Genomic DNA, 15,450 nt, shown 5'->3' with positions numbered 1-15,450 from the left:
CGCCTGAGGTGGCAGTCGGTGCCATTCTCTGTGCTGCCCCTGTCACGCTTCAGTTATGCGCTTTCTCCGCCGCGGTTTCCGGTACAGGCTGCATCCACACGAATCCCCAGGCCAGCGCCCCCGCGCCAAGCCAGAAGGCGCTGTGCAGACTGCCGCCCATACCCAGCCACTGGCTGGTGAGCCAGGGCGCGGCCAGCTGGGCGACGCTGTACAGGGCGATCATCGCCGCCGAGATGCGCGGGCCCTGATGCGGCTGCAGGCTGCGGCCGAGGCGCTGGGTCAGCAGCACGGTGCCGAGGAAGGTGCCGCCGACCAGCAGGGCGCAGAGCAGGATGCCGGTAGCGCCGGGCAGCAGCAGGGCGGCCAGTACGCCGGCCAGCTGGATCAGGTAGTTGATCTGCAGGGCGTGCTTGTCACCGAGCCCGCCGCCCAGCCGGCTCCACAGCCAGGGGGCGATCAGCGTGGCCAGCGCCACCACCAGCCAGCTGCCGTTGATCAGGAAGCTGTCCGGGGCGACCTGCAGTCGCGCCAGGGTCGGCAGGAAGGTCATCGGCAGGATGTAGCCCATGCCGGCGCCGGCGTAGGCGAGGAACAGCGGTGTGGTGCGGCGGTCCAGCAGGCGGCCGCTCGGGCTGGCCTGGCCAGGCGTGGCGGGCTGCTCGGCGGTGTCCAGACGCGCCAGCTGGCGCCAGCCCCACCAGGCCAGCGGCAGGCTGAGCAGGGCCGCCGGCCACCAGCGTGCGGCGCCCTGCAGCCGGTCGGCGCTGAGGCCGACCATGGCGCTGGACAGCAGCAGGCCGGCGCCGACACCGAGGTAGACCAGGCCGCTGGCACTGGCGCGGTTGTGGCGTACCAGCCATTCGAGGATCAGCGCGGGGGCCTGGACGAACACCAGGCCGTTGCTGATGCCGTTGAGCAGACGCAGGGCGGCCAGCAGGTCGGGATCGCTGGCCTGGGTCTGCAGCAGGGTGGTCAGCGCATGCAGCCCCAGTCCCCAGGGCAGGCAGCGGCGAATCTGGGCAATGCGGTGCCAGCGGATCGCCAGCAGGGCGCCGAGCAGGTAGCCGAGGTAGTTCCAGCTGGCGATGTCGGCGCCCTGCCTGAGGGTGAGCAGGCCGTCCTCGACCAGCCACGGCAGTAGCGGCGTGTAGATGAACCGGCCGAGGGTGTGCACGGTCAGCAGGACCAGGGCACCGGCCAGCAGAACCGGAAACAGGGCTGGGCGTTGGGGCGTCATGAACAATCCTTGGCGGGAGGCCTCTGCGGTTCGTGGCCCGCGCGGTGTCGCGGGCAGGACCTGGCCGATCAGCTTAGGGAGTCGGCCAGCCTTAAGGCAATCACTCCTGCGCGGATCGCCTGCCCGCTAGGCGCGCCGCGCGCCTCACGTGCCCTGCTGGCGTTGCAGCAGACCGACGACCGAGGCCGGGCGGCGGCAGCGCCACAGGGCGAGCAGCAGCAGCAGGCTGACCAGCCCCCAGCCCAACGCCTGGGTATTGAGCAGGGTTTCCTGCCAGAGCATCACCGGCAGGCCGATGCCGAGCAGGACCGCCAGCAGGCCCAGCTCGTCGCGCGGACCGTGGGCCGGCCAGCACAGGTAGGCCAGCGCCGGCAGCAGCAGGGCGGAGCTGGGGAAGCTGCGATAGCGCGGCTCGAACACCAGAGCCAGCATCAGCCAGGCCGCGGCCAGGCCGGCGGCCAGCAGCCACCAGCCGGCGCGCGCCTCCAGCCAACTGCCGAGTTGCACGCGCCAGCCGGACTGCGGCGGGTTGAGGCGCAGCAGGGTGCGCGCCGCGACCAGCAGGTTGAGCACCAGCAGGGCGCCATGCCACAGCCATTCGCCGGCATGGCGGCTGTCGAGAGTCAGTTGCTGGGTCCACAGGGCGATGGCGGCGGCAGCGATGCCGCTGACCAGCGGCAGTTGCCAGGCGGCCCGGCGCGCATGCGGGGCGCCAGCGAGCAGCAGGCCGGCGATCAGCAGTGCGCCGCTCAGGCCCAGCCAGCGTGGCCAGTCCGGAAGGTTGGAGACCGGTCCGGCGAGCACACCCTTGTCGCTGCGCCAAGCATCGAACAGTCCCCAGTAGCCGCCGACCGTGCCTTCGCTGATGCGCTTCCACGGCTGGTCGAAGGCCTCGATCAGGTTGTACTGCCAGCCATTCTGCTCGGCCATGGCGATGAAACCGCGCATGAAACGCGCCTCGTTGACCCGGCTGGGCAGGGCGTCCTCGCGCTGGCGGCCTTCGCTCGGCCAGCCGGTCTCGCCGACGAAGATCGGCTTGGGCGCATACAGCTGTTCGAATTTCTCGTGGACCCGCTCGACCTGGGCGAGGGCCGCGTCGATGCCGGTGGGGTCGTCCTCCCAGTAGGGCAGCAGGTGGATGGTGATGAAATCCACCGCCGGGGCCATCTCCGGGTGGCGCAGCCAGAACTCCCAGACGTCGGCGTAGGTCACCGGCTGCGCCACCCGTCCTTTCACTTCCTCGATCAGTGCGCTCAGCCGTTTCGCGCTGATTTCCCGGCGCAGCAGCGCCTCGTTGCCGACGATCACCGCCGTGACCACGTCCGGGTGGGCGTTGGCGGTCTTCACCAGCAGCTCGATTTCCTTGCGCGTGGCCTTGGTCTCGCGGCTGACCCAGGCGCCGATCATCAGGGTGATGCCGTGTTGGCGGGCGATGTCGGGCAGGGCCTCGAGACCGGTCACCGAATAGGTGCGCAGGCAGTCGAAGCGCTCGGCGAGCAGGGCGACGTCGGCCTCGAGGCGCTCCCGGCGGATCCCCAGCGGCTTGTCGAAGGGCGACTGGTCATGATCGAAAGGGCTGTAGGACGCGCATTGCAGTTTGCCGCTGTGCGGCTGCGGGTCGGCCAGCAGTTGTTCGCGGCCGAGGCCGTACCAGAGCCCGGCAAGGGCGAGTAGGGTGAACAGCAGGGCACAGCAATAGGCCAGGGAGGCACGGGACTGGAGGGGCATGTCGGCGCGGATCGAAGGAGGAGGCCGCGGATATTAAAGACAGGACACCCGGCGCGCCAGAGGCGCGCAGGTTCTGCCGTGGCGGGGGATGGTGATGGCGTTGCGGAGGCGCTCAGACATGCCGGTGCTGCCAGATCTGCCGGGCACGCCTGCTCGCTGCAGAATCGCGATGTTCCAGGCGCTGCCAGACTTTTTCGTGGAAGAAGAAGCCCACGGCATTGCACAGCGGCTCCACGGTGGCCACCAGCCCGCCGACGGTGAGGCTGCCGGTCAGCGCGTAGGCGACGGTGAAGGCGATGCAGAAGTGCATGACGGTGAAGGTCAGGGTCTTGAGCATGGCGCACCTCCCTACGGGGCCGGGATAGGAACTTTTATCTCTTGTGAAGGATTCTGGACCCGTCCTGGCGGATGGAGAAATCGCTCGAATCGATGGTCGGCATAGCTATGCTCTATCGTGGTGCAAATAGCGCAAAGCCACAGCTATCGCGGTCTGCAGCCCGGAAGGCGGCCTCTGCAGGGCTGCAGGCGCTCTATCTCGCCGGCTAGCGGTCATCTGGTCCGCGACTAAAGTCGTCTGGTGTTTGCAACACCCGGACATAAAGTACCGCAGTGTCCTCCACAGGGGGGGCATCAGATCGTGTGGAGACCATCCAATGAACAATGAAAATGTGTACCGGCAGATCTACGCCAATCCACGCTTCCAGGAGCTGGTCGCCAAGCGCGGTCGGTTCGCCTGGGTGCTGTCGATCATCATGCTGGCCGCTTATTTCGCCTTCATCCTGATGATTGCGTTCGACCCCAAGGTGCTTGGCATTCCGCTGGGCCCGGATACCGTGACTACCTGGGGCATCCCGGCTGGCCTGGGCCTGATCTTTCTGGCCATCGCGCTGACCGGTGTCTATGTTCAGCGCGCCAACGGCGAGTTCGACCGCATCACCCAGGAAATTCTCGACGAGGCCCAACAGTAATGATTGCTCGTTTCCTGACCGCCGCCACTCTACTGGCCGCCTCCCCGATGCTGCTGGCCGGCGAAGCCCTGACCGGCGAAGTCCAAAAGCAGGCGACCAACTGGACCGCCATCTCGATGTTCGTGATGTTCATCATCTTCACGATGGGCATCACCAAGTGGGCGGCCAAGCGCAATACCTCCACCGCCGACTATTACACCGCCGGCGGCAGCATCACCGGTTTCCAGAACGGTCTGGCGATCGCCGGCGACTACATGTCCGCGGCGTCCTTCCTGGGTATTTCCGCCCTGGTGTTCACCAGCGGCTATGACGGCCTGATCTACTCGATCGGCTTCCTGGTCGGCTGGCCGCTGATCCTGTTCCTGATGGCCGAGCGCCTGCGCAACCTCGGCAAGTTCACCTTCTCCGACGTGGCCTCCTACCGTCTCGGCCAGACCCAGATCCGCATCCTCTCGGCCTTTGGCTCGCTGACCGTGGTGGCCTTCTACCTGATCGCCCAGATGGTCGGTGCCGGCAAGCTGATCCAGCTGCTGTTCGGTCTCGACTACTACGTCGCGGTGATCCTGGTCGGCGTGCTGATGGTCTGCTACGTGCTGTTCGGCGGCATGCTGGCCACCACCTGGGTGCAGATCATCAAGGCCGTCCTGCTGCTCTCCGGCGCCAGCTTCATGGCGGTGATGGTGATGAAGGGCGTGAACTTCGACTTCGGCACCCTGTTCTCCGAAGCCGTGAAGATCCACGACAAGGGCGAAGCCATCATGAGCCCGGGTGGTCTGGTGACCGATCCGATCTCGGCGATCTCCCTGGGCCTGGCGCTGATGTTCGGTACCGCCGGCCTGCCGCACATCCTGATGCGCTTCTTCACCGTGTCCGACGCCAAGGAAGCCCGCAAGAGCGTGTTCTACGCTACCGGCTTCATCGGTTACTTCTACATCCTGACCTTCATCATCGGCTTCGGCGCGATCCTGCTGGTCAGCACCAACCCCGAGTACAAGGACGCCACTGGCGCCATCATCGGCGGCACCAACATGGTGGCCATCCACCTGGCCGAGGCCGTCGGCGGCAACCTGTTCCTGGGCTTCATCTCCGCCGTGGCCTTCGCCACCATCCTGGCGGTGGTCGCCGGTCTGACCCTGGCGGGCGCCTCGGCCGTGTCCCACGACCTGTACGCTTGCGTGATCAAGAAGGGCAAGGCCAAGGAAGAAGACGAGATGCGCGTGACCAAGATCACTACCCTGACCCTGGGTGTGGTCGCGATCCTGCTCGGCATCGCCTTCGAGAAGCAGAACATCGCCTTCATGGTGGGTCTGGCCTTCTCCATCGCCGCCAGCTGCAACTTCCCGGTGCTGTTCCTCTCCATGTACTGGAAGAACCTGACCACCCGCGGCGCGCTGTTCGGTGGTGCCCTGGGTCTGTTCACCGCGCTGCTGCTGACCGTCCTCAGCCCGACCGTGTGGGTCCAGGTACTGGGCAACGCCGAGGCGATCTTCCCGTACTCCTACCCGGCGCTGTTCTCGGTCGCCGTTGCCTTCGCCGGCATCTGGTTCTTCTCGATCACCGACAAGTCGAGGATGGCCAGCGACGAGCGCGAGCGGTTCTTCCCGCAGTTCGTGCGTTCGCAGACGGGCCTGGGTGCCAGCGGTGCCGTAGCGCACTAAGCAATTCGCTCATCCGAGCTTGGCAATACAAAGGGGCAGCCTGCGGGCTGCCCCTTTTCATTCCTGCCTCGGCGCCGCGCACCAGCGAGTCTTGCGCCAGTTCCTTTCCCGTTGCCGGTTGCTGTGGTAGAAGGCGGGCCTGTCCTTTCAGGAGTGTCCGTGTGGACCCCGAATCCATCGTTTACGGATGCATCCGCGACTGCCCGGATGGCGATCCGCTGGCGCGCCGCAGTCGCCGCCTGCACAACCGGCAGGTGCTCGACGAGCTGCCGGAGCTGGGTGCGCTGTCGCTGCTCAGCCGGCAGATGTTCTCCTTCTGCCGCTTCGAGGGCGACGGTCTGTACCAGACCCAGGTGATCCACTTCGGGGCCAGCTATCGCGCGGTGGAGTACGAGTGGGCGGCCTGGCTGCAGCAGTTCGAGACCCTGCTCGGGCGCCTGTACTGGTCCAGTGCGGTGGTGCACCTGGATACCGAGCTGCGCGGCTTCCACACCTTCCGCTGGGAAAGCGAGCAGGGCTTCCATCATCCGGGCGAGGGCGTGCTACGCATGCGCTGCGCCTGGGAGCACGAGGGAGGGTTGCGCGGCTAGGCGCGCCGCGGCGCGCTCAGTCGGCGAGCCATTCGGCCGGCACGTCGCGGCGCAGCATCAACTGGCACTGCTGGCTGTCGGGCTCGAAGACGATCACCGCCTCGCCCTGGCGCAGGGCGTGACGGACCCGTTCGACGCGGGTGATCAGCGGTGTTTCGTCGCCATTGTCGGTGCCCTCGCGGGTGACGAAGTCCTCGATCAGGCGATCCAGGGTGTCGGGCTCGAGCAGGGTGTGGGGAATCAGCATGGGCTATCTCGGCTAAACGGCTGGCGATGCTAGCGTCCATGCCCGCCTCTGGCCACTGCGGCGTGGCTGTCGCTCAGGTGTACTTGGTGAAGATGGCGCGGACCTTGGCCAGGGTGGCGGTGCTGTCCTGCTGGGGGTCGAGTACCGCCTCCTCCAACAGGCAGGCGAGCATTTCCTGATAGGCGCGGTCGAGCGCCTTGCGTGCGGCGCTGAACTGCTGGGCGATGGCCTCGCAGTCCTCGCCGCGGCGGATCATCGCCTGCAGGCCGCGAACCTGGCCCTCGATGCGGGCCAGGCGCTTGAGCATGGCGTCCTGATGCGGCGGGATGATCTCGGTCATTGCGTGGTATCCAGGCTGCGGCGCAGGGTGAAGGCGCCGCGCAGCTCGCCGGGGGCGAAGCCGCGGGCCTGATCCTGCGGATAGCGCTGATCGATCACCGCGGCCAGCTCCGGCTTGAGGTTCTGGCCATGACAGGCCAGGCAGGGCTCGCCGGTGGGGATCGCCTTCATCAGGCGAAATTCGCCAGCGACGATCTCGGCGTGCTTGAGCTCGGCCACCGGCTCGCCGGCGGCGGCGCGGGCGGCGAACTGCTCGAGCACCCGGCGCTCCCAGGCATCCGGGGCGTTGTTCGGGTTGCGCAGCTTCAGGGCAGTGCGGCCCACTTTCCATGGCGCCTGGCTGTGCTGCGCGGTGATCTGCGGCGCCAGCAGCTGGCAGGCCTCCACGGCCTTGACCGGGCCGCCGCTCTGCATGGCGGATTTGACGGTGTCCAGCAGCTGTTGCTGGAACGGCGGAATCAGCGCAGCCCCCTCGGCGGTCAGTTGCTGGACATCGGCGGCCAGGACCGGGGTGCTGAGGGCGGCAAGCAGGGACAGGGTGATGAGGCGCATGGGGTCGAACTCCTGAAGGTGGCGGTCCTTTCGTACTAGGGGGAGTATCGGAAGGAGGCCGTGGCCTGGCAATACGCCAAGTGTCGCAGGGCGATGGCCGGTAGCGCCGGGCTCAGCGGCCACGGATCAGTTCGCGCAGTAGGAAGCGGCTGGGGTGGCAGGCCTCGGCGACGGCGCGCGGCAGCGGCAGCGGTTCGTCGTCGAGCCAGGCGGCCAGCAGCTCGCCGGACAGCGGCGCGGTGATCAGGCCGCGCGAACCATGTCCGCAGTTGACGTACAGCCCCTCGAGCCAGGGTGCCGAGGTGTCGATGGGCAGGCTGGCGTCCTTGGCCAGGCGGGCATAGGCAAGCTTGAATGCCGGCGCGTCCACCAGCGGGCCGACCAGCGGCAGGTAGTCCGGGCTGGTGCTGCGAAAGGCCACCCGCCCGGCCAGGGCGGCCGGGTCGAGCTGGTCGATGTGCAGGGCCTCGCCCAGCACCGGCGAGATCTGTCGCAGCATGCCGAGGTTGTCGGCGTGCTCCTCGGTCGACAGCGCGAGGTCGTCGCGCTGGAAGTTGAAGCTGGCGCCGAGGGTGTGCTCGCCGGCGCGCGGCGGGGCGACGTAGCCCTCGGCGCACAGCACGGTGCGCAGGGCTTGGCTGGCGGCAGTGGCCGGCAGGCGGGTGATCTGCCCGCGGATGCGCTTGAGTTTGAGGTGTTCGGCGCCAGCGAAGCGGCGCACCTCGCTGGCGGTGCACAGCACGGCCACCGGCGCGCCGGCCAGCAGTTGCTGGTCCTGCCAGGCCTGCCACTGGCCGTCGACGCGGCGCAGCTCCAGGGCCTCGCTGCCGGTCAGGACGCGAATGCCGGGCTGGCTGGCCAGCAGGCGGCACAGCGCCGGCGGATGCACCCAGCCGGCCTCTGCGTACCACAGGCCGCCCTGGTCGAGCGCCAGGCCGGCCAGTTGCGCGGCTTCGCCGGCATCCACCGTACGCAGCAGATCGCTCGGGAAGGCGGCGGCTAGCCGCGCCTGGCGCTCGGCTTCCTTGGCGTCGAAGGCCAGTTGCAGCACGCCGCAGGCGCTCCAGTCGACGCCGGCCTGCAGGCGCTCAAGCTGGCGGCGGGTGTAGCCGAAGCCGCCGACCACCAGTTGCGACAGCGCGGTGCCGTGGGCGGAGAGCTTGAGGTAGAGCACGCCCTGCGGATTGCCCGAGGCTTCCGCGGCCAGTGCGGCGTGGCGCTCGATCAGAGTCACCTGCCAGCCGCGTCCAGCCAGGCTGCTGGCCGTGGCGCAGCCGGCCAGGCCGCCGCCGATCACCAGCGCCTGGCGCGGGCCGCTGGGGCGCGGCGGGCGGGCGAGCCAGGGCTTGCCGCCGTCCGCGGCCGCGCCCTGGAAGGCGCCGGCGAGCATCTCCCACTTGTGGGCGAAGCCCTTGACCCGGGCCACTGCGAAGCCGGCCTCGCGCAGGCCGCGGCGGACGAAGCCGGTACTGGCGAAGGTGGCCAGGGTGGTGCCGGGCGCCGAGAGGCGGGCGAGCTGGGCGAACACTTCGGGGGTCCACATCTGCGGGTTCTTCGCCGGCGAGAAGCCGTCGAGGAACCAGGCGTCGATGCGCGCATCCAGCTGCGGCAGGGCGTCGAGCACGTCGCCGACCAGCAGGGTGAGGATCACCCGGCCGCCGGCGAAGACGAAGCGCTGGAAGCCCGCGTGCACCGCCACGTACTGGTCCAGCAGTTGCCCGGCCAGCGGCGCCAGCTCCGGCCACAGGGCCAGGGCGCGCTGCAGGTCGCTGCGGCTCAGCGGATGCTTCTCCACGCTGACGAAGTGCAGCTGCGCCGTTTCTGGCGCCACCCGCTCGAACAGTTGCCAGGCGCAGAGAAAGTTCAGCCCGGTGCCGAAGCCGGTCTCGCCGATCACCAGACGCCCGCCAGCCGGTAGGGCTGCGAAGCGCTCGGCCAGCTGGTTGTGGGCGAGGAACACGTAGCGGGTTTCCTCCAGCCCCGAGGTGGTGGAGAAGTACACGTCGGCAAAGGTGCGCGACAGCGGTTGGCCGTGTTCGTCCCAGTCCAGCTGGGCGTGCGGTTGCTCGGTCATCGGTGCGGTATGCGGCAGGAAGGGGCGTCCATTCTAGCCGATTGGCTGCGATGGGCTGCGGCAAAACCCTTGCGTGCCTCCCCCGGGCATCGGCTAGTCTGCGCAGTATCGCCAAGGAGTGCCCGCATGTTCGAATCCGCCGAAATCGGCCACCAGATCGACAAGGAAACCTACGACGCCGCCGTGCCCGAGCTGCGCCAGGCGCTGCTCGAGGCGCAGCTCGAGTTGCGCGAGCAGGCGCGCTTTCCGCTGATCGTGCTGCTCAACGGCATCGAGGGCGCCGGCAAGGGCGAGACGGTCAAGCTGCTCAACGAGTGGATGGATCCGCGCCTTATCCAGGTCGAGACCTTCGACCAGCAGACCGACGAGGAGCTGGCCCGCCCGCCGTTCTGGCGCTACTGGCGGCGTCTGCCGCCCAAGGGGCGCACCGGCGTGTTCTTCGGCAACTGGTACAGCCAGATGCTGCAGGGGCGGGTGCACGGACGCATCGACGACGCCCAGCTCGACCAGAGCATCAGCACCACTGTGCGCTTCGAGCGCATGCTCTGCGACGAGGGCGCGCTGATCTTCAAGTTCTGGCTGCACCTGTCGAAGAAGCAGATGAAGGCGCGCCTCAAGACGCTGCAGGACGACCCGCTGCACAGCTGGCGGATCAGTCCGCTGGACTGGCAGCAGTCGAAGACCTACGACGACTTCGTGCGCTACGGCGAGCGCGTGCTGCGGCGTACCAGTCGCGACTATGCGCCCTGGTACGTGGTCGAGGGGAGCGACGAGCGCTATCGCAGCCTCACCGTCGGGCGCATCCTCCTCGAGGGCCTGCAGGCCGCGCTGCGCCTCGAGGAGCGCCCCAGGCGCCAGCCCCATGCCGCGCCGGTGGCGGCGAGCATCGACAATCGCGGCCTGGTCGACAGCCTGGACATGACCCAGAGCCTGGACAAGGACAGCTACCAGCAGCAGCTGGTGGCCGAGCAGGCGCGCCTGGCGCAGCTGCTGCGCGACAAGCGCATGCGCCGCCACGCACTGGTGGCGGTGTTCGAGGGCAACGACGCGGCGGGCAAGGGCGGAGCGATCCGCCGGGTGACCGGGGCGCTGGACCCGCGCCAGTACCACATCGTGCCGGTGGCGGCGCCGACCGAGGAGGAGCAGGCCCAGCCCTACCTGTGGCGCTTCTGGCGGCACATTCCGGCCCGCGGGCGCTTCACCATGTTCGACCGCTCCTGGTACGGCCGGGTGCTGGTGGAGCGGGTCGAGGGCTACTGCTCGCAGGCCGACTGGCTGCGCGCCTACAGCGAGATCAACGACTTCGAGGAGCAGCTCACTGACGCCGGCGTGGTGCTGGTCAAGTTCTGGATGGCCATCGACCAGCAGACCCAGCTGGAGCGCTTCAAGGAGCGCGAGCAGACCGCATTCAAGCGTTTCAAGATCACCGAGGATGACTGGCGCAATCGCGATAAGTGGACGCAGTACGTCGATGCGGTGAACGACATGGTCGACCGCACCAGTACCGAGATCGCCCCGTGGACGCTGATCGAGGCCAACGACAAGCGCTTCGCCCGGGTCAAGGTGCTGCGTACGATCAACGAGGCGCTGGAAGCGGCGTTTGCCCGCAAGCGCTGAACGGTCTCAGAAGCGTCGCGGCGAATGGGGGGCCTTGCCGGTCTGTGGCACGCCGTGGCTGCCGAGGTCGCCGACGTAGCGGGTGGCGGCCTGCTGGGCGTCGAAGCGGGTGAAGAACGGCCCCTCCAGCGTGCCCTCGCGGGTGGCGAAGAAGTACTGGCCGTTGACGGTGCTGATGCGGTCGGTGCGGTAGTGGGTATCGGGCGCCTCATCGTGCTGACGTTTTCCGAACATGGCCAAATCTCCCGAACGATGGGTGAACAGAATAAGTCTAGCTGCTGGCGGCGCGCACGCAGGGACAGTCGACCAGCGGTGCAGGCGGAGGGACGCAGTCGGTGTTTGTCTGTCCGCGGGAGAGGAGGCCGTCTAGAATGGGCGCTGCCCTCGCTGCTGCGGGCCTCGGGCAGGCTCGCTTTCTGGAATTCCCATGCATGTCTCCTCCGGCCGCTGGTTGCACGGCCTGTTCCTGTCCCTGATCACCGTGGTGCTCTGGGGGATGCTGCCGATCTGGCTCAAGCAAGTCCTGCAGACGATGGATCCGGTCACCGTGACCTGGTACCGCCTGTTCAGTTCGGGGCTGATCCTGTTCGCCTGGCTGGCCGCCAGCCGGCAGCTGCCGTCGCTGCGCCCGCTGGGGCGGCGCGGTCACGGCCTGCTGCTGCTGGCGATCGGCGGGCTGACGGCCAACTACGTGCTCTACCTCCTTGGCCTCGAGCGGCTCAGCGCCGGCACCACCCAGCTGCTCATCCAGACCGCGCCGGTCATGCTGCTGCTCGCCAGCCTGCTGGTGTTCCGCGAGTCGTTCAGCCGCGCCCAGGGCCTGGGTCTGCTGGTGCTGCTGCTGGGCTTCGGACTGTTCTTCAACCAGCGCCTGGGCGAGCTGTTCGGCTCGCTCGGCAACTACACCCTCGGCGTGCTCACCGTGCTGGCGGCTGCGCTGGTCTGGGTGTTCTACGGCCTGGCGCAGAAGCAGCTGCTGACCCAGTGGAGTTCGGTGCAGATCATGATGGCGATCTACCTGGCCTGCGCCGCGCTGGTGACCCCCTGGGCGCAGCCGGCCCAGCTGTTCGAGCTGAGCAGCCTGCAGGCGTGGCTGCTGCTGGCCTGCTGTCTCAACACCCTGGTGGCCTATGGCGCCTTTGCCGAGGCGCTGGCGCACTGGGAGGCCTCGCGGGTCAGCGCGGTGCTGGCGCTGACCCCGCTGGTGACCTTGGGCTCGGTGGCCCTGGCGGCCAGCCTGTGGCCGGGGCAGGTACAGGCCGAGGACATCAACGCCCTGGCCTATGGCGGCGCGTTGCTGGTGGCCGCCGGTTCGGCGCTGATCGCGCTGGCGCCGACCTGGCTGGCCCGCCAGCGTTCGCGCCGAGCGGCGCGGATCGTCGCCGACTGAGCGTTGAACTGAGTGAGCCGGCCGCGCCGGATCACTCGTCGTCGGCTTCGAGCATCTGCTCCGGGCGCACCCAGCTGTCGAATTCCTCGTTGCTCAGGTAGCCCAGCGCCAGTGCCGCCTGGCGCAGGCTGGTGTTCTCCGCATAGGCCTTCTTGGCGATCTGCGCGGCCTTGTCGTAGCCGATGTGCGGGTTCAGCGCGGTGACCAGCATCAGGCCGCGCTCCAGGTGCTCGGCCATGCGGGCGGCGTCCGGCTCCATGCCCTTGACGCAGTGCTCGTTGAAGTTGCGGCAGCCGTCGCCGAGCAGGCGGATCGACTGCAGCAGGTTGTGCACGATCACCGGCTTGAACACGTTGAGCTGCAGATGCCCCTGGCTGGCGGCGAACGTCACGGTGACATCGTTGCCGAGCACCTGACAGGCGAGCATCGACAGCGCCTCGCACTGGGTCGGGTTGACCTTGCCAGGCATGATCGAGCTGCCCGGCTCGTTGGCCGGCAGGCGCACCTCGGCAAACCCGGCGCGCGGGCCGGAGCCGAGCAGGCGCAGGTCGTTGGCCAGCTTCATCAGCGCCACCGCCAGGGTCTTCAGCGCGCCGGCCAGGCTGACCAGCGGCTCGTGGCCGGCGAGGGCGGCGAACTTGTTGGGTGCGGTGACGAACGGCAGGCCGCTGAGGGCGGCGAGCTCGGCGGCCATTGCCTCGGCAAAGCCCTTGGGCGCGTTCAGCCCGGTACCCACCGCGGTGCCGCCCTGGGCCAGCTGGCAGGCGGCGGGGAGGCTGGCGCGCAGCGCCTGCTCGGCGTAGTCGAGCTGGGCGACGAAGGCCGACAGCTCCTGGCCGAAGGTCAGCGGGGTGGCGTCCATCAGGTGGGTGCGCCCGGTCTTGACCAGCTTGGCGTGACGGCCGGCCTGCTCGTGCAGGCCGGCACGCAGCTCGTGCAGCGCCGGCAGCAGCTGCTCGTGCACCGCGCGCACCACGGCGATGTGCATGGCGGTGGGGAAGCAGTCGTTGGAGCTCTGCGAGCGGTTGACGTGGTCGTTGGGGTGCACCGGCTGCTTGCCGCCACGGCCCTGGCCGGCCAGTTCGTTGGCCCGCCCGGCGATCACCTCGTTGACGTTCATGTTGCTCTGCGTGCCGCTGCCGGTCTGCCACACCACCAGCGGGAACTGGCCGTCGTGCTTGCCGGCGAGCACCTCGTCGGCGGCCTGCTCGATCAGCCGGGCGCGGTCGGCCGGCAACGCGCCGATGCGCGCGTTGACCCGTGCGGCGGCCTTCTTGATCAGCGCCAGGGCGTGGATCACCGCCAGCGGCATGCGTTCGCTGCCGATGGCGAAGTTGATCAGCGAGCGCTGGGTCTGGGCGCCCCAGTAGGCCTCTTCCGGTACCTCGATGGGGCCCAGGCTGTCGGTTTCGGTACGGCTCATCGGGCGGCTCTCCGCAGGGTTTTCCACAGTCTAGGCAGCCTGCGCCGCGCCGGCGGCCCCGTCCGTCCAGCCGTTGCGCCAGTCCTGCACTTGAGCGTGGCGGGCGATCTGCGCAGAATGGACCGATAACGGACCGCCGCCGGCGGCCCGCAGCCATTCCGGAGCACCTCGATGTCGATGCAGGAACAGATCCAGCAGGCGCTGGCCGCCCTCGAGCCGCAGCACCTCGAGATCCTCAACGAAAGCCACATGCACAGCCGTGGCCAGGAAAGCCATTTCAAGGCGGTGGTGGTCAGCCCGCTGTTTGCCGGCCTGAATGCGGTCAAGCGCCACCAGAAGGTCTACGCCACCCTGGGCGAGCTGATGGGCAGCTTCCACGCGCTGGCGCTGCACACCTACACTCCCGAGGAGTGGGCCGCACAGGGCGCCGCTCCGGACTCGCCGAGCTGCATGGGCGGCAGCAAGCACGACCGCCACGCGCACTGAGGCGGCACGCCGGTCGCTTGGGCACCGGCGCCGCGCGGCCTTTGCTAGAATGCGCCCCCGCGCCGGCTCCCGCCGGCGTTGTCGTTTTCAGGCGTCGCCTGAGATCCAATGTGCATGGTCCGGTCCGCCCTTTGCGGGGGCGACCACTGGAGAGCGTCATGAGTCAGAACATCGTGGTGGCGGCGCTGTACAAGTTCGTCACCCTCGAGGATTACGTCGCCCTGCGCGAGCCGCTGTTGGCGGCGATGCAGGCCAATGGGGTCAAGGGCACCCTGCTGCTGGCCGAGGAAGGCATCAACGGCACGGTGTCCGGCACGCGCGCGGGAATCGACGCGCTGCTGGCCTGGCTGCGCAGCGATCCGCGGCTGGTCGACATCGACCACAAGGAGTCGTACTGCGACGAGCAGCCGTTCTACCGCACCAAGGTCAAGTTGAAGCAGGAAATCGTCACCCTCGGCGTGCCCGGCGTCGACCCCAACCAGGCGGTCGGTACCTACGTCGAGGCGCAGGACTGGAACGCACTGATCTCGGACCCTGAGGTGCTGCTGATCGACACGCGCAACGACTATGAGGTGGCCATCGGCACCTTCGAGGGCGCCATCGACCCGCAGACCCGCTCGTTCCGCGAGTTTCCCGCGTACGTGCAGCAGCACTTCGACCCGGCGAAGCACAAGAAGGTGGCGATGTTCTGCACCGGCGGCATCCGCTGCGAGAAGGCGTCCAGCTTCATGCTCGGTCAGGGCTTCGCCGAGGTGTTCCACCTCAAGGGCGGCATCCTCAAGTACCTGGAGGAGGTCCCGCAGGCGCAGAGCCTGTGGCGCGGCGACTGCTTCGTGTTCGACAACCGGGTCACCGTGCGCCACGATCTGAGCGAGGGTGACTACGATCAGTGTCATGCCTGCCGTACGCCGATCTCGCTGGCCGATCGCCAGTCGGAGCATTACGCGCCGGGGATCAGCTGTCCGCACTGCTGGGACAGCCTGAGCGAGAAGACCCGCGCCAGCGCCCGCGAGCGGCAGAAGCAGATCGAGCTGGCGCGCGCGCGTCAGCAGCCGCATCCGATCGGTCGCGACCCGCGTCAGGCCGACTGATCCTCAGCGGGGGCGCCTGGCGGCCCCAGCCCTCTTTCCGGTGCGCGTGG

General features: G+C 68.4%; 16 protein-coding genes. 7 read left to right on the top strand and 9 right to left on the bottom strand.

The window, feature by feature from the left end; all coding sequences use genetic code 11:
- Positions 1–49: 49 nt before the first annotated feature.
- From BM297_RS13325 to BM297_RS13315, 3 genes are all read right to left on the bottom strand, one after another.
- The gene (locus BM297_RS13325) at positions 50–1,237 is read right to left on the bottom strand and encodes a YbfB/YjiJ family MFS transporter (RefSeq protein WP_092432314.1); all 1,188 of its coding nucleotides are present in this window, start codon (positions 1,235–1,237) and stop codon (positions 50–52) included.
- A 144-nt stretch (positions 1,238–1,381) separates the two neighbouring features.
- On the bottom strand, positions 1,382–2,965 hold the full coding sequence (locus tag BM297_RS13320; protein WP_092432311.1) for a glycoside hydrolase family 17 protein: 1,584 nt from the start codon (positions 2,963–2,965) through the stop codon (positions 1,382–1,384).
- Positions 2,966–3,077: 112 nt separating this feature from the next.
- Entirely contained in the window at positions 3,078–3,302 is a 225-nt protein-coding gene (locus BM297_RS13315; RefSeq protein WP_092432306.1) for a DUF2061 domain-containing protein, read from the bottom strand.
- Positions 3,303–3,618: 316 nt separating this feature from the next.
- Between BM297_RS13315 and BM297_RS13310 the strand changes: the two genes are divergently transcribed.
- From BM297_RS13310 to BM297_RS13300, 3 genes are all read left to right on the top strand, one after another.
- Positions 3,619–3,933: a DUF485 domain-containing protein gene (locus BM297_RS13310; protein ID WP_092432304.1), complete on the top strand. Its 315-nt coding sequence runs from the start codon at positions 3,619–3,621 to the stop codon at positions 3,931–3,933.
- On the top strand, positions 3,933–5,591 hold the full coding sequence (locus BM297_RS13305) for a cation acetate symporter (RefSeq protein WP_092432302.1): 1,659 nt from the start codon (positions 3,933–3,935) through the stop codon (positions 5,589–5,591). The genes BM297_RS13310 and BM297_RS13305 overlap by 1 nt, the downstream gene beginning before the upstream one ends.
- A 161-nt stretch (positions 5,592–5,752) precedes the next feature.
- Positions 5,753–6,181 carry a hypothetical protein gene (locus BM297_RS13300; protein WP_092432300.1) on the top strand — a complete coding sequence of 143 codons (429 nt, stop codon included), beginning with the start codon at positions 5,753–5,755 and terminating at the stop codon, positions 6,179–6,181.
- Positions 6,182–6,197: 16 nt separating this feature from the next.
- Here BM297_RS13300 and BM297_RS13295 read toward each other — a convergent pair whose 3' ends face one another.
- The 4 genes from BM297_RS13295 to mnmC all read right to left on the bottom strand — a co-directional run bounded on the left by BM297_RS13295 (position 6,198) and on the right by mnmC (position 9,393).
- Positions 6,198–6,428, bottom strand: coding sequence for a YheU family protein (locus tag BM297_RS13295; protein ID WP_092432297.1), 231 nt, complete (start codon positions 6,426–6,428; stop codon positions 6,198–6,200).
- 73 nt (positions 6,429–6,501) lie between these two features.
- Positions 6,502–6,768: a metal-sensing transcriptional repressor gene (locus BM297_RS13290; RefSeq protein ID WP_092432293.1), complete on the bottom strand. Its 267-nt coding sequence runs from the start codon at positions 6,766–6,768 to the stop codon at positions 6,502–6,504.
- Positions 6,765–7,319, bottom strand: a complete 555-nt coding sequence (locus tag BM297_RS13285; RefSeq protein WP_092432290.1) for a Tll0287-like domain-containing protein — start codon at positions 7,317–7,319, stop codon at positions 6,765–6,767. Before BM297_RS13285 ends, BM297_RS13290 begins: the two co-directional genes overlap by 4 nt.
- A 112-nt stretch (positions 7,320–7,431) precedes the next feature.
- Complete coding sequence (gene mnmC / locus BM297_RS13280; RefSeq protein ID WP_092432288.1) at positions 7,432–9,393, bottom strand: bifunctional tRNA (5-methylaminomethyl-2-thiouridine)(34)-methyltransferase MnmC2/FAD-dependent 5-carboxymethylaminomethyl-2-thiouridine(34) oxidoreductase MnmC1; 1,962 nt, start codon at positions 9,391–9,393, stop codon at positions 7,432–7,434.
- Positions 9,394–9,519: 126 nt separating this feature from the next.
- On the opposite strand from mnmC, the gene pap reads away from it, so the two are divergent.
- A complete protein-coding gene (pap, locus tag BM297_RS13275; RefSeq protein ID WP_092432286.1) occupies positions 9,520–11,010 on the top strand; it encodes a polyphosphate:AMP phosphotransferase in 1,491 nt (496 codons plus the stop codon).
- A gap of 6 nt (positions 11,011–11,016) precedes the next feature.
- Here pap and BM297_RS21575 read toward each other — a convergent pair whose 3' ends face one another.
- Positions 11,017–11,244: a DUF6316 family protein gene (locus BM297_RS21575; RefSeq protein ID WP_139231057.1), complete on the bottom strand. Its 228-nt coding sequence runs from the start codon at positions 11,242–11,244 to the stop codon at positions 11,017–11,019.
- 193 nt (positions 11,245–11,437) lie between these two features.
- Between BM297_RS21575 and BM297_RS13265 the strand changes: the two genes are divergently transcribed.
- Positions 11,438–12,400, top strand: a complete 963-nt coding sequence (locus BM297_RS13265) for a DMT family transporter (RefSeq protein ID WP_092432284.1) — start codon at positions 11,438–11,440, stop codon at positions 12,398–12,400.
- A gap of 31 nt (positions 12,401–12,431) precedes the next feature.
- Here BM297_RS13265 and BM297_RS13260 read toward each other — a convergent pair whose 3' ends face one another.
- Positions 12,432–13,823, bottom strand: a complete 1,392-nt coding sequence (locus BM297_RS13260) for a class II fumarate hydratase (protein WP_092432282.1) — start codon at positions 13,821–13,823, stop codon at positions 12,432–12,434.
- Between the two features lie 171 nt (positions 13,824–13,994).
- On the opposite strand from BM297_RS13260, the gene BM297_RS13255 reads away from it, so the two are divergent.
- Both BM297_RS13255 and trhO read left to right on the top strand, forming a co-directional pair.
- Entirely contained in the window at positions 13,995–14,309 is a 315-nt protein-coding gene (locus BM297_RS13255) for a BolA family protein (protein WP_092432281.1), read from the top strand.
- A gap of 158 nt (positions 14,310–14,467) precedes the next feature.
- Positions 14,468–15,400 (top strand): oxygen-dependent tRNA uridine(34) hydroxylase TrhO, encoded by a 933-nt coding sequence (gene trhO / locus BM297_RS13250; protein WP_092432279.1) that lies wholly within the window; start codon positions 14,468–14,470, stop codon positions 15,398–15,400.
- Positions 15,401–15,450: the final 50 nt, after the last annotated feature.

The sequence above is a fragment of the Geopseudomonas sagittaria genome, assembly GCF_900115715.1.
Taxonomy (GTDB): Bacteria; Pseudomonadota; Gammaproteobacteria; order Pseudomonadales; family Pseudomonadaceae; genus Geopseudomonas; species Geopseudomonas sagittaria.
The sequence above is the reverse complement of the archived record's forward strand: the minus strand, read 5'-3'. Positions and strand labels throughout refer to the sequence as shown.

What these genes read in the sequence shown, in the direction of transcription:
- mnmC (WP_092432288.1), bottom strand. Translation starts at nt 9,393, where the DNA reads ATGACCGAGCAACCGCACGCCCAGCTGGACTGGGACGAACACGGCCAA.
- BM297_RS13295 (WP_092432297.1), bottom strand. Translation starts at nt 6,428, where the DNA reads ATGCTGATTCCCCACACCCTGCTCGAGCCCGACACCCTGGATCGCCTG.
- pap (WP_092432286.1), top strand. Translation starts at nt 9,520, where the DNA reads ATGTTCGAATCCGCCGAAATCGGCCACCAGATCGACAAGGAAACCTAC.
- BM297_RS13260 (WP_092432282.1), bottom strand. Translation starts at nt 13,823, where the DNA reads ATGAGCCGTACCGAAACCGACAGCCTGGGCCCCATCGAGGTACCGGAA.
- BM297_RS13325 (WP_092432314.1), bottom strand. Translation starts at nt 1,237, where the DNA reads ATGACGCCCCAACGCCCAGCCCTGTTTCCGGTTCTGCTGGCCGGTGCC.
- BM297_RS13305 (WP_092432302.1), top strand. Translation starts at nt 3,933, where the DNA reads ATGATTGCTCGTTTCCTGACCGCCGCCACTCTACTGGCCGCCTCCCCG.
- BM297_RS13310 (WP_092432304.1), top strand. Translation starts at nt 3,619, where the DNA reads ATGAACAATGAAAATGTGTACCGGCAGATCTACGCCAATCCACGCTTC.
- BM297_RS13255 (WP_092432281.1), top strand. Translation starts at nt 13,995, where the DNA reads ATGTCGATGCAGGAACAGATCCAGCAGGCGCTGGCCGCCCTCGAGCCG.
- BM297_RS13290 (WP_092432293.1), bottom strand. Translation starts at nt 6,768, where the DNA reads ATGACCGAGATCATCCCGCCGCATCAGGACGCCATGCTCAAGCGCCTG.
- BM297_RS13315 (WP_092432306.1), bottom strand. Translation starts at nt 3,302, where the DNA reads ATGCTCAAGACCCTGACCTTCACCGTCATGCACTTCTGCATCGCCTTC.
- BM297_RS13265 (WP_092432284.1), top strand. Translation starts at nt 11,438, where the DNA reads ATGCATGTCTCCTCCGGCCGCTGGTTGCACGGCCTGTTCCTGTCCCTG.
- BM297_RS21575 (WP_139231057.1), bottom strand. Translation starts at nt 11,244, where the DNA reads ATGTTCGGAAAACGTCAGCACGATGAGGCGCCCGATACCCACTACCGC.
- BM297_RS13285 (WP_092432290.1), bottom strand. Translation starts at nt 7,319, where the DNA reads ATGCGCCTCATCACCCTGTCCCTGCTTGCCGCCCTCAGCACCCCGGTC.
- BM297_RS13320 (WP_092432311.1), bottom strand. Translation starts at nt 2,965, where the DNA reads ATGCCCCTCCAGTCCCGTGCCTCCCTGGCCTATTGCTGTGCCCTGCTG.
- trhO (WP_092432279.1), top strand. Translation starts at nt 14,468, where the DNA reads ATGAGTCAGAACATCGTGGTGGCGGCGCTGTACAAGTTCGTCACCCTC.